Origin of the sequence: Sphingomonas sp. NCPPB 2930, assembly GCF_042867205.1 — a bacterium.
GTDB lineage: Bacteria > Pseudomonadota > Alphaproteobacteria > Sphingomonadales > Sphingomonadaceae > Sphingomonas.
Window position 1 is genome coordinate 138,330 of record NZ_JBHZQU010000002.1, and the last position, 13,130, is coordinate 151,459.

Genomic DNA, 13,130 nt, shown 5'->3' on the forward strand with positions numbered 1-13,130 from the left:
TTCTCGAAAACTGCATCTTGGCGTCATCTGTCGCGCCTAACGCCCGTGTCATGATCGATGGGGGGACGTGTCCCGGATCGGTCGGCGGGCGGCTCTTCGCCCGATAGAGCAATGACAAGATCGGGAGTGTTTCGGCGATGGCGAGCATCAAGCGGTTCGGCCTTCTTCTCATGACGAGCGCGGCCTGCGCCGCGCTGGCCGCGTGCGGCGGCGCGGACAGCGTGGCGTCGCCGGGCGCGGGCAGCGTGGTGATCGTGCAGCCCACCCCGACGCCGAGCGCCTCGCCGACCCCGACGCCCACCGCCAACATCACCGCCGCGCAATTCGCCGCCGTGACGGCGGTCAACGGCGTCTCGGTCACCGCCGACGAACAGCTCGCGATCGTCAATGCGGGCAGCAACAACAACGTCAACGGCACCGGGGCCACGCTGAACGGCATCTATCCTGTCAGCAGCACCTCGCTGACCACCGCCGCCGATCCGTCGATCATCAACGGCTTCTTCGCCTCGACCAACTATGTCGGCGCGCTCAACGGCCCGTCCGACACCGCCTTCCAGGGCTGGACCTGCAACTCGACCTCGGCGGAGTTCGGCGGCTCGGGCGCGCGGTGCACGGCGGTGCCGTCGATCGGCACCTATGCCGCCGCCACCTCGGTCTGCCCGACCGGCACGATCGATGACGGCACCAACAGTTCGTCCTCGCCCAGCCTGCGCTTCTGCCGCCTGCCGCAGACCATCTCCGCCGACCTGTCGCTGCCCAAGATCGCGGGCGTCGTCTATCGCCTGCGCGGCCAGACCGAGGTCGGCAGCGACCTGGGTTCCAGCGGTGGTTCGGGCGTCACGCTGACCATCGCGCCCGGCGTGGTGATCGCGGCGGACTCGACCGAGGCGACCAACGACCTGCTGCTGGTCAATCGCGGCTCGAAGATTTCGGCGGTCGGCACCCGCGACGCGCCGATCATCTTCACCTCGCAGCAGAATCTGGTCAGCAACGGCGTGTCCGACGCGACCCAGGGCCAGTGGGGCGGCATCATCCTGCTCGGCCGCGCGCCGACCGCGGTCTGCGTGTCGGGCACCGGCCCGAACACCGCCTCCGGTTCGTCGACCACCTGCCAGCTGGCGATCGAGGGCGTGACCGGCCGCTTCTATGGCGGCGCGAACCAGGCCGACTCGTCGGGCCAGATGTCCTATGTCCAGATCCGCTATTCGGGCATCGCCATCTCGGACGGCAACGAGCTTCAGGGGCTGACGCTGGGTGGCACCGGCTCGGGCACGGTTCTGGACCATATCCAGAGCCACAATTCGGCCGATGACGGCATCGAGATCTTCGGCGGCACGTCGAACCTGAAATATATCGCGATCACCGGCGCCGACGATGACGGCTTCGACATCGACAATGGCTATCGCGGCTTCATGCAGTTCCTGATCGCGGCGCAGCGCACGATCGGCGCGACCGCCGACAGCTTCTCGACCGAGATCGACTCGAACAACGCCGAGGAACTGCTGCCGCGCACCTTCGGCCGCTATGCCAACTTCACCTTCCTCCAGACCGCGCTCGCGCCCGCCGCGATCCGTCTGCGCGGCGGGGCCGACATGACCTTCATCAACGGCATCGTGAAGTCGACCAATTCCGGCGTCGCCTGCGTCAACATCGTGGCCGGTGCGGGTTCGGGTTCGGACCGCACGACGATCCGCGCCGCCGGTGTCGGCCCGACCGACAATGGCGGCCCGCAGGAAGCCGGTCCGCCCGTCTTCACCTCGGTCTATTTCAGCTGCAACGGCCGCTAAGGCCCCGCTGACCATGCGCCCAGGGCTCGACCGGGCGCTCTCGGCAAGCCGGGGTGGCGGATCATCGCCGCCCCGGCTTTCCTCCATATATCTGATCGGATGACCCGGCCATGCAGCGACGCCTCGCTTATGCCTCCCTCCTTCTGCTGACGTCCCAGCTCGTCGCGCCCGCCCTGCTCGCGCAGACGGCGGGCGCGCCCGCGCCGACCAGCACCACCGCGACCAGCCCCGACGGGCAGGCGACCCCGCAGAGCCAGACCCCGACCGGGCAGGACGGCCAGTCGGCGGACGAGCCGGTCGAGATCTCGGCCCCCGGCGTCGACGCCTCGGCCAGCAACGAGATCGTCGTCGTCGGCCGCAATATCCCCAACACGATCCGCGCCACGCCGCAGATCGTCTCGGTCCTGTCCGCCGCCGACATCGCGCGCACCGGCGAGGGCGACATTGCGGGCGCGCTGACCCGCGTCACCGGCCTGTCGGTCGTCGGCGGCGGCTTCGTCTATGTCCGGGGCCTCGGCGACCGTTACTCCTCGTCGCTGCTCAACGGATCGCCGCTGCCCAGCCCCGAGCCGCTGCGCCGTTCGGTCCCGCTCGACATCTTTCCGACCACCATCGTCGGCTCGGCGCTGGTCCAGAAGACCTATTCGGTCAACTATCCCGGCGAGTTCGGCGGCGGCGTCATCAACCTGACGACCAAGGCGATCCCGGCGAAGAACTTCATCTCGGGCGGGTTCACGGTCGCGGCCGACGATGTGACCACCAGCGAGCTGGGCTATACCTATGCCGGCGGCAAGGCCGACTGGCTGGGCTATGACGACGGGACGCGCGCCGTGCCGCAGTTCGTGCGTGACGTGCAGGCGGGGCGCGGATCGGGCATCGTGCCCGCCGCGCAGGTGGCGCAGCTCTCCAATGCCTCGACCACGCTGCTCCAACGCAACAACCATCTGCCCGCCAATTTGTCGGGCGAGATTTCGGCTGGGTCGGTGTTCGACATCGGCGGCGACCGGCTGGGCGTGATCTCGTCGCTCAGCCTGTCCAACACCTTCCGCACCCGCTCGGCGATCCAGCAGGATTCGGTGTCGACCGACGGCACGATCCGCAACGATTTCCGCACCCTGCTGACCGACAACCGCATCGTCGCCAATGCGCTGGTCGGGCTGGGTTACGAGTTCGGCGACAACACGGTGCGCTGGACCAACGTCTATATCCACGACACGCTGAAACAGGGGCGCGGCTCGGCGGCGGAGGTCTATAACAATGCCAGCGGGCTTCGCTTCCAGCAGAACACCAACTGGTTCGAGCGTCAGCTGATCGAAAGCCAGCTGGTCGGCGAGTTCAAGCTGACCGACGCGCTGAAGTTCGATGCGCGCGGCGCCTTCGCCAATTCCAAGCGCAATGCGCCCTATGAACGCCAGTTCGACTATCTCTGCTCGAACCGCACCACCACGGGCCTGCCGATCAGCTATGACGGCGGCAATGGCGCGGGCGGGTTCCAGTGCAACGGCGCCTATCAGGTGACGCAGCGCTTCACCCCCTTCGCCTCGATCATCTTCTCGGAACTCAACGAGAATCTGTGGACCGGCCAGGCCGATCTTTCCTACAGGATCGACGGCGAGCGGCCGATCACGCTGAGCAGCGGCTATTTCTATCAGGGCACGGACCGCTATTCGAGCCGTATCCAGTTCAACTACCAGACCAGCGACGGCGCAGGGACCGCACCGGGTTTCCCGTATAATCTCTATCGCCCCGACTATCTGCTGAGCCCCGATGTCATCAACAATGCCTGTCCGCTGCGCGGGCAGGGGGCGTGTACGCTCCAGCTCGGCTCGCCGCAGCAGCTGGGCGCCTATGCCTATGATGCCAAGCTCGACGTCCATGCCGGATACGTCCAGGCCGAGGCCGAGGTGGCCGACGGGCTGCGCGCGGTGGCGGGTGTCCGCTACGAGACGGCGGTCGAGACGGTGACGCCGGTGCAGAGCGCGACGACGCGGCTGAAGAACGATTATTTCCTCCCCGCTGGCACGCTGACCTGGAACTTCGCGCCCGACATGCAGCTGCGTGCGAGCGGCGCCAAGACCATCTCGCGCCCGCAATTCCGCGAACTCGCGCCGCAGCAGTTCCGCGATCCCGATTCGGACCGCCTGTTCTTCGGCAACCCGAACCTGCGCGACAGCGAGCTGTGGAATCTCGAGGCGCGCTACGAATGGTTCTATGCGCGCGACCAGCGTTTCACGGTCGCGGGCTTCTACAAGCGGATCAAGAACCCGATCGAGCAGGTCGGCTTCTATACCGGCGCGGACGATCGGTTGCAGACGGGCTTCACCTATCTGCCCTCGGCCAACCTGTATGGCGGCGAGTTCGAGTTGCAGAAATATGTGCCGCTCGCCGGGCTGGGCGGAGACTTCTTCGCCACCCGCCGCCTCGTCGCGATCGCCAACTATACCTATACCAAGTCGAAGATCCGCGCGGACGCGACCTGCGTGCCCAACCCGGCGGCGGCGCAAGGATCGCCGGGGCTGGCGGGCTGCGCCTCGGGCTTCGGTCCGGCGCGGCTGCTGTTCCGCGACGGCGCGTCGCTGACCGGCCAGTCGGACCATCTGGTCAACCTGCAACTCGGCATGGAGGATACCGCCGCGCTGTCGCAGGTCACGCTGCTGTTCAACTATGCCAGCAACCGCGTGACCAATCGTGGGCCGTCCAACCTGTCGGGCGACGGTTTCCAGCCCGACATCATCGAGGTGCCGGGCATCCGCCTCGACCTCGTGGCGCGGCAGGGCTTCGAGCTGGCGGGCGGCAAGTTCGAGCTGAAGGCCGAGGCCCGCAACCTGACCCGCACGCGCTATAACGAGCGGCAGGATTTCGGGAATGGCCGGTTCGTCTATCTGAACCGATATAATCTGGGCCGGATCTTCTCGCTGGGGATCAGCACGACCTTCTGATCCCGGCAAGTGGCCGTCGTCCAGAGCGATCCGGGCGGCGGCCTTCTTGGTTCGGCGGACAGGGTGGGGCGTGGGCTTCGACTTCGCTCAGCCTGAACGGCGGATGGGAATGCAATTATCCCCCCTCCGTTCAGCCTGAGCGTAGTCGAAGGCCAAGGGATTCGCTGCTCCGCGAACGGACGTCCGTCTCTACCCCCGCCACGGCAGCTCCCGATACCATTTGGTGATGACGTATTTCACCCCCGCGCGCACCTTCATCGCCTGATGCAGCGTGGCCGGATTGGGTGAGCCGTCCGCGCGGCGGTTGCTCCACGCGACCAGCTTGCCGGGTTCGGGCTGGATCATCTTGTCCACCGCCTTGAACCGGGTCGCGCCGCCGGCCTCGGGCGTGTTCAGGTACAGCATCACCGTCCAGGTCCGGTTGCCCGACAGCGCGCAATAGCGGTGATAGTCGAGGCCGGACGGCTCGAAATAATCGGTATGCTGCTTGAACTCCTGCCCGACGGCATAGCGTTGGCCCTGGATCGGTTCGCCGAACGCGGCCGACAGCCCGGTCAGCACCGCGATGCGGCGTTCGGTCTCGATCACCGCCGGGTCGTCGCCGGGCAGGTCGCCCGTCTCGCTGGTCCGATAGCTGGCGTCGCCATTGGCATCGGCAATGGTCGAGGGACGGCGCACATCGTCGATTCGCGTCATCAGCGCCTGGCAGAGTTCGAGCGGCAGGACGTCGCGCTTCACGAACAGCGTCAGCTTGGGGCTGGGCAACCGCTGCACCCCCGGCGTGGTGGCCAGTCGGGCGATAATCGGTGTCGGATCAAGGCCGTTGCCCAGTTCTGGCGGGTCGGTCGGGATAGGGTTCATCGCAATGTCCATGTGAAACCCATATGACGAACATGTTTCGGGGCTTTGACGCAAACATGTAACATGCCATGCCTAGTGCCCGGAAAAGCGGATGGGGTCTGATTTCATGCGGTTGAGGCTCGACGCGCGCGGGCGCCGATGGTTGCGGCGGCTGCCGGTCGTGAATGTCTATTCGGTGGCCGAACTGGCGCTGATGGCGGTCCTCGCCGTTCAGGGCGCGCGGCTGCTATGGGTGCTCGTCACGCCGGTCTCGCCGCTGGGCGAGTGGCGGCCGGTCGCGCCCAGCGTCGTCGGATCGACCGCCGCGATCCTCGACGGCTTCGACCCGTTCTTCCGCCTGCAGGGACAGCAGGCCGCGCCCTCGGCGGTGACCAGCCTGCAACTCACCCTGTTCGGCACGCGCATCGACGAGGCGTCGGGGCGCGGCTCGGCGATCGTGGCGGGGCCCGATGGCGTCCAGCGCCCGGTCTCGGTCGGCGAGGAGATCCAGCCGGGCGTCACGCTGAAGTCGGTGGCGTTCGATCACATCACCATCGATCGCGGCGGCGCGACCGAAGACTTGTATCTCGACCAGTCGGAAGCGCCCCCCGCCGCGCCCGGCGCGCCCGTGCCCGGCATCGCCGCTCCCCCGGCCGCCGGGCAGGGCGGCATCGCCATCGCGCAACTGCGCAGCGATATCGGCTTCATCCCCCGGCTCGACGGCGGGCGCGTCTCCGGCCTCGTCGTCCGGCCGATGGGCGCGGGCACGGCGTTCCGCGCGGCGGGGCTGCGCGAGGGCGATATCGTCACCGCGCTCGGCGGCCGCCCCGTGACCGGCCCCGGCGACCTTGACCGCCTGGCGAGCGATTTCGCACAGGGCGGCTCTCTTTCCATCACGGTCGAGCGGGGCGATCAGACGCTGCCGCTCTCCCTCCAGATTGCGGCACCACGGCCATGAAGAAGCTCGTCCTCGGTTCGGTTCTGGCGCTCGCCCTGGCGGCGGGGGTGCAGGCGCAGACCACGCTCAACGTCCGCGACGCCGATATCCGCGCCTTCATCGCCGATGCGGCCAAGGTGACGGGGCGGACCTTCATCATCGACAGCCGGGTCAACGGCAAGGTGACGGTCGTGACCGACCGGCCGCTGTCCAAGTCCGAATATTTCGAGATATTCCTGTCGACGCTGCGCTCCAACGGATTGGTCGCGGTGCCCAGCGCGGGCGGGGCGTTCCGGGTGCAGCCGATCGACAATGCCGCCTCGCAGCCCAGCCGGATCGGATCGTCGGGCGCGAACCGCAATTCCTATGTCACCGAGATCATCCGCCTGCGCGCGATCGACGCGCCGAGCGCGCTGGAGACGGTGCGCCCGCTGGTCAGCGCGCAAGGGTCGGTGACCGCCAATCGCGCGGGCAACAGCCTGGTCGTGGTCGACTTCGCCGACAATATCCGCCGCATCCGCGAGGTGGTCCGGCGGATCGATGCCGACAATGCCTCGACCCGCGTCATCGCGCTGCGGAATGCGGGCGCGCGCGAGATCGCGACCGCGCTCCAGACGCTGGCGGGCAATGGCGGCGGCGGGCAGGGCGGCGCCCCGGCGCAAGGATCGACCGGCGTGTCGGTGGTCGCGATCGACAGCTCCAATTCGATCGCGCTGCGCGGCGATCCGTCGAGCGTCGCGCGCTTCGCCCAGATCGCGCTGGACCTGGACAACAAGGCCAAGAGCGGCACCGAGATCCGCGTCGTCTTCCTGCAAAATGCCGATGCCGAGCAGCTTCTGCCGGTGCTCCAGCAGCTGGTCGGCCAGACGCCCGATCCGGTGCAGGAAACCACCCTGTCGCGCGGCAGCTTCACCCAGACCAACAGCCAGTCGGGATCGGCGGCGGGCACCGCCATCGCGCAGCGCGTCCAGCCGGTCGCCCAGCCCCAGGCGGCCAGCGCCCCCGGTGCGGGCGGCCAGAGCGGCCAGCAACCGGCGATCAGCACGCAAGGAGGGCGGACTGCGGCGGTCGTCACCCGCTTCGTCGGCGCCAATGCCATCGTGATCGCCGGGCCCGCCGATATCCAGCGCCAGATCGGCGAGGTGATCCGCCAGCTGGACGTGCGCCGCGAACAGGTGCTGATCGAGGCGATCATCGCCGAGGTCTCCGACCAGACCGCACGGCGGCTGGGCGCGCAGTTCCTGCTGGGCAGCCTGACGGGCGGCGCGTTCGCCGCGTCGACCTATGGCAACACCGCGCCCAACATCCTCCAGATCGCAGGCGCGGTCGGGGCGAACACGATCGGCGGCACCACGACCACGGTGGTCGCACCCGACGGCACGCGAACCACGACCAACGTTCCCAACCAGGCCTATAGCCAGCTGACCCAGTCGGCGGTGCAGTCGATCCTGGGCACCACCGGCGGCTTTGCCGGCTGGGGCGGGAAGGTCGGCAACACGGTGTTCGGCGCGATCATCAATGCGGTGAAGAGCGACACCACCTCCAACCTGTTGCAGGTCCCGCACATCATCACGCTGGACAATCAACAGGCGCACAGCCTGGTCGGGCAGGAGATTCCGGTCACGACCGGCCAGGCGCTGTCCAATGATTTCAACAACACCTTCCGCACCGTGCAGCGGCAGAATGTCGGCATTCAGCTGGACGTGAAGCCGCAGGTCAATGCGGGCGGCTCGCTGAAACTCTATGTCCGCCTGGAGGTCAGCTCGATCGCGGGTCCGGTGTCGAGCAACAACAGCGAACTGATCCTCAACAAGCGCGCGTTCGAGAATGTCTTCACCCCCGATGACGGCCAGATCACGGTCATTGGCGGGCTGCTCGACGACAATGAGCGGCGGACGATCGAGAAGATCCCGTTCCTGGGCGACATTCCGGGCCTGGGCGCGCTGTTCCGGTCCAAGGCGCGCAGCCGGTCCAAGACCAATTTGATGGTCTTCATCCGCCCGACCATCCTGCGCACGCCCGAGGACAGCCGCCGCGTCACCGAACAGCGTTACGGCTATCTCCGCCAGCTCCAGGGCTATGCCCAGCCCGGCGTCGAGCCGTCGATCGATGAGCTGGTCCGCGATTACATGAACGCCGCACCGCCGATCCCGCACGCGCCGATGCCCGGCAATATCGAGGACCCGCGCATCGCGGTCCCCGTCGCCAAGCCGGTCGAACCGATCAAGCGCCGTGACTGACACGCCGGAATCCCTCCCCACGGGTGATATGGTCCCTCTGCCACTGGGTACGCCGCTCGCACAGGCGGGAGGGGATGGGGGAGGGCCACCCGCTCTCCCGCTCCCCGCGCCCGACGAAGCGCTGGAGCTGGTCGCCCCGCTGACCATCCCCTATGCCTTCGCGCGCAAGTTCGGCACGGTAGTCCAGAGCGCCGACCCGCTGACCGTCGCGTTACGCGAAGGCGCGGACCCGCGCGCGCTGATCGAGCTGCGCCGCCATATCGGCCGCCCCTTCGCCATCGCCCGCGTCGAGGGGCCCGCCTTCGACCGGCTGCTGTCCGACGCCTATGCGATGGACGGACAGGCGACCGCGATCGCGGCCGTCGGCATGGGCGACGAACTGGACATGCTGGCCGACGGGATTCCCACCGCCGAGGACCTGCTCGACACCGCCGACGATGCGCCCGCCATCCGGCTGATCAACGGCATCATCGCCGACGCCGCGCGCAACGGCGTGTCGGACATCCATATCGAGCCCTATGAGACCGGCCTGGTCGTCCGGATGCGGATCGACGGCGTGCTGCGCGAGACGCTGCGCATGCCGCCGCATGTCGCGCCCGTGGTGGTCAGCCGCATCAAGGTCATGGCGCGGCTCGACATCGCCGAACGCCGCGTGCCGCAGGACGGGCGCATGGCGCTGACGCTGGGCGGCAAGCTGCTCGACGTGCGCGTCTCGACCCTGCCCAGCCGTGCGGGCGAGCGGGTGGTGCTGCGTATCCTCGACAAGGAGAATGCCGGGATCGACCTCGATGCGCTGGGGATGAACCCGGCCATGTATGCGCTGCTGCGCGAGGCGCTGAGCGAGCCCAACGGCATCATCCTGGTCACCGGCCCCACGGGTTCGGGCAAGACGACCAGCCTGTACGCCGCGCTGCGCCTGCTGAACGATGGCAGCCGCAACATCCTGACCGTCGAGGACCCGGTCGAATATGCGGTGGAAGGGGTGGGGCAGACCCAGGTCAACGCCAAGGTCGGACTGACCTTCGCGGCGGGCCTGCGCGCGATCCTGCGCCAGGACCCCGATGTGGTGATGGTCGGCGAAATCCGCGACCGCGAAACCGCTGAGATCGCGGTGCAGGCGTCGCTGACCGGGCATCTGGTGCTGTCGACGGTCCACACCAACGATGCGGTCGGCGCGATCACCCGGATGCGCGACATGAAGGTCGAGCCGTTCCTGCTCGCCTCGACGCTGCGCGCCGTCATCGCGCAGCGGCTGGTGCGGCGACTCTGCCCCGCCTGCAAGCGCCCGGTCGCGGCCCGGGATACGGTCGCGCCGCTGCTCGGCATCGACCCGCAGGCGACGGTGTACGAAGCGGTCGGCTGTCCCCAGTGCAACGGCAGCGGCTATAAGGGCCGGACCGGCGTCTATGAGGCGGTGCGGGTCGACGACACCATCCGGCGGCTGATCAACGAAGGCGGCGACGAACAGGCGATCGCCGCGCACGCCTTCGCCCGGCAACAGCCCCTGGCCAGCGCCGCGCGGACGCTGGTTCTGGACGGCGTGACGACGGCGGAGGAAGCCATCCGCGTATCCCGCCGCGATTCCGACGCGGGGTGAGGGTGGCGGCTCGTTCCCTTTCCCGTACCGCCCCGGCGAAGGCCGGAGTCCAGTTGCCGTGCGTCGTGCATTCGCGTTCACGCGGAGACGCGGAGACGCGGAGAGGAAAGCTGTGTTCACGCGAAGGCGCGAAGCCGCGAAGAAGAAAGGTGTGTTCGCGCAGAGGCGCAGAGGACGCAGAGATGTCGTTCTCGCCGCGGCAGCGGCCCTCCAGCTTTGGCTGCTTGAAAGAGCTGTGCGCTGCCGCGCACGATTTGTCTCTGCGTCCTCTGCGCCTCTGCGCGAACCAATCTTCTCTCCGCGTCTCCGCGTCTCCGCGTGAGATAGGATTTCCATCCGAAACCCCGCGTCTGCACCGGCATCGCGACTGGACCCCGGCCTTCGCCGGGGTGGTGCCCGTGGATGGGGTAAGGCGCTGACATGGCCGGGTTCGACTATGTCGCCATCGACACCAAGGGCGCCGAGAAGCGCGGTTTCATCCCCGCCGAGACCGCCGACGCCGCGCGTGCCGCGCTGGAGAAGCAGCGGCTCTATGTCGTCTCGGTCAAGCCGGGCAGCGGCGACACCGCCGAGCGCCGCCCGCTGTTCGGGCTGAAGCTCGGCCGCGCGCGTATGTCGGTCAAGCAGCTGACCCTCTTCACCCGCCAGCTCGCCACGCTCAACCGCGTCTCGCCGCTGGAGGAGTCCTTGCGCACCATCACCCGCCAGACCGAGCAGGAACGGGTCCGCGCCATCGTCGCGACGGTGCATCAGGGCGTGACCGAGGGGCGTCGCCTGGCCGATGCCATGGCGCGCGAGCCCAAGAGCTTCCCCCCGCTCTACCGCGCGATGGTCGCGGCGGGGGAGAGTTCGGGCACCTTGCCGACGATCCTGGAACGGCTCGCGGCCCTTCTGGAGCGGCAGGCGGAGATTCGGGGCAAGCTGATCACCGCGCTCGCCTATCCGACGATCCTGGCGGTGGTGGCGATGGGCGTCGTCACCGCGCTGATGATGTTCGTCGTGCCGCAAGTGGTCGAGCAGTTCGACACGGTCGGGCAGGAGCTGCCCTTCCTGACCCGCATGGTGATCGGTGTGTCGGACCTGCTGGTCGGATGGTGGTGGCTGATGGCGGGCGTCGCGGTGCTGGGCGGCGTCGCATTCTGGCGCGCGTTGAAGGTGCCGTCGATCCGGCTGTCCTTCGACAGCTGGCTGCTCAGGCTGCCGCTGCTCGGCCGGTTGCTGCGCGACCTGCACGCCGCGCGGATGGCGCGCACATTGGGGACGATGGTCGCCAGCCGCCTGCCACTGCTCGAAGGGCTGACCCTGACGGCGGGCACGATCCACAACCGGCGGCTGCGGGTCGCCTCCGACGCGATCGTCGATGCGATCCGGGGCGGCGGGAGTCTCTCCGCGGCGATGCGGCGGGCCGGGGTGTTTCCGCCGCTGCTGACCTATCTGGCCGCCAGCGGCGAGGCGGCGGGGCGGCTGGACGAGATGCTGGAGCGCGCCGCCGACTATCTGGAGCGCGAGTTCGACCGCTTCACCGCCACCGCGCTCTCGCTGCTCGAACCCGCGATCATCGTCGTGATGGGCGGCGTGGTCGCGACGATCGTGTTATCCATCCTGCTGCCGATCCTCCAGCTCAACACGCTGGCGGGACAATGAGTCGAGAGGACAAGTCGATGCGTAACCCCACCCAACGGCCGACCCGCCGCAAGCGCCGCGAGGACGGCTTCACCCTTGTCGAGCTGATGGTCGTCATCGTCATCATCGGCCTGCTGGCGACGATCGTGGCGCTGAACGTGCTGCCCTCGGGCGACACCGCGCGGGTGCAGAAGGCCAAGGCCGACATCGCGCAGATCGAGGGCGGGCTGGAGATGTACAAGCTCCAGAACCTGACCTTCCCGACGACCGCGCAGGGCTTGCAGGCGCTGGTGTCGATGCCCGCCGGTCTCGCCGATCCGTCGCGCTATCAGAAGGGCGGCTATCTGAAGAAGCTGCCCGACGATCCCTGGGGCCGCCCCTATCTCTATGCCGCGCCCGGCCAGCATGGCGAGGTGGATGTCTGGACTTACGGCGCCGACGGCAAGGAAGGCGGCGAGGGGATCAACGCGGATATCGGCAACTGGGATAAGTGATGACGCGGCCCCGCCTGGATGCCGGGGACGGCGGCGGGTGGGGCCTGCCTGGGCGGCGTTCGGCCCGTGCGCTTCGACTTCGCTCAGCGCGAACGGACGATGGGACAGGCTCGGTGCTGACCAAGCCGCCGTTCAGCCTGAGCGAAGTCGAAGGCCATGCCGAAACATCGCCGCAGGGGGCAAACGGCTTCACCCTGGTCGAACTGATGATCGTCATCACCGTCATCGGCCTGGCCTCCGCCATCGCGGTCTGGTCGCTGCCCGACCGGCGCGGCCGCCTGACCGACGAGGCGTTGCGCTTCGCCGCGCGCGTCCGCGCCGCGCATGACGTGGCGGTGGTCGAGGCGTCGCCGGTCAGCATCTGGGTCACGCGCGGCGGCTATGGCTTCGACCGGCGCGCGGACGGCGCGTGGAGCCCGATGACCGCCAAGCCGCTGCGTGTCGCGCAATGGGAGGACGGGACACAGGCCGCGATCCCCGACAGCAGCGGGCGGGTGCGGATCACCTTCGACGTGACGGGCTTGGCCGACCGTCCGGTCGAACTGCGCCTGACCCGCGACCGGGCCAGCAGCATCGTGCGGATCGGCGCGGACGGCACGGTGCGGGTCGATGGGTGAGGTGGCTCCAATTCCTCCCCTGCAAGGGGAGGTGGCACGGCGCAGCCGGGACGATG

The 13,130-nt window shown here is 68.4% G+C and carries 9 protein-coding genes; 8 read left to right on the forward strand and 1 reads right to left on the reverse strand.

What is annotated here, in order from left to right; genetic code table 11:
• Positions 1-137 precede the first annotated feature (137 nt).
• Together ACFX59_RS03975 and ACFX59_RS03980 are read left to right on the forward strand one after the other, a co-directional pair.
• Complete coding sequence (locus tag ACFX59_RS03975; protein ID WP_387429877.1) at positions 138-1,787, forward strand: hypothetical protein; 1,650 nt, start codon at positions 138-140, stop codon at positions 1,785-1,787.
• A gap of 110 nt (positions 1,788-1,897) precedes the next feature.
• On the forward strand, positions 1,898-4,726 hold the full coding sequence (locus ACFX59_RS03980) for a TonB-dependent receptor domain-containing protein (RefSeq protein ID WP_387429879.1): 2,829 nt from the start codon (positions 1,898-1,900) through the stop codon (positions 4,724-4,726).
• 189 nt (positions 4,727-4,915) lie between these two features.
• Here ACFX59_RS03980 and ACFX59_RS03985 read toward each other — a convergent pair whose 3' ends face one another.
• On the reverse strand, positions 4,916-5,587 hold the full coding sequence (locus ACFX59_RS03985; RefSeq protein ID WP_387429882.1) for a prolyl hydroxylase family protein: 672 nt from the start codon (positions 5,585-5,587) through the stop codon (positions 4,916-4,918).
• 106 nt (positions 5,588-5,693) lie between these two features.
• On the opposite strand from ACFX59_RS03985, the gene ACFX59_RS03990 reads away from it, so the two are divergent.
• The 6 genes from ACFX59_RS03990 (at position 5,694) to ACFX59_RS04015 (ending at position 13,074) form a co-directional block, all read left to right on the forward strand.
• On the forward strand, positions 5,694-6,524 hold the full coding sequence (locus tag ACFX59_RS03990; RefSeq protein WP_387429885.1) for a type II secretion system protein N: 831 nt from the start codon (positions 5,694-5,696) through the stop codon (positions 6,522-6,524).
• Positions 6,521-8,743 carry a type II secretion system secretin GspD gene (gene gspD / locus ACFX59_RS03995; protein ID WP_387429887.1) on the forward strand — a complete coding sequence of 741 codons (2,223 nt, stop codon included), beginning with the start codon at positions 6,521-6,523 and terminating at the stop codon, positions 8,741-8,743. The genes ACFX59_RS03990 and gspD overlap by 4 nt, the downstream gene beginning before the upstream one ends.
• A gap of 28 nt (positions 8,744-8,771) precedes the next feature.
• A complete protein-coding gene (gspE, locus tag ACFX59_RS04000) occupies positions 8,772-10,340 on the forward strand; it encodes a type II secretion system ATPase GspE (RefSeq protein WP_309737025.1) in 1,569 nt (522 codons plus the stop codon).
• A 420-nt stretch (positions 10,341-10,760) separates the two neighbouring features.
• Complete coding sequence (gene gspF, locus ACFX59_RS04005) at positions 10,761-11,984, forward strand: type II secretion system inner membrane protein GspF (RefSeq protein WP_309693568.1); 1,224 nt, start codon at positions 10,761-10,763, stop codon at positions 11,982-11,984.
• 17 nt (positions 11,985-12,001) lie between these two features.
• Positions 12,002-12,457: a type II secretion system major pseudopilin GspG gene (gene gspG / locus ACFX59_RS04010; RefSeq protein ID WP_387429890.1), complete on the forward strand. Its 456-nt coding sequence runs from the start codon at positions 12,002-12,004 to the stop codon at positions 12,455-12,457.
• Between the two features lie 113 nt (positions 12,458-12,570).
• Positions 12,571-13,074, forward strand: coding sequence for a GspH/FimT family pseudopilin (locus ACFX59_RS04015; protein ID WP_387429892.1), 504 nt, complete (start codon positions 12,571-12,573; stop codon positions 13,072-13,074).
• Positions 13,075-13,130: the final 56 nt, after the last annotated feature.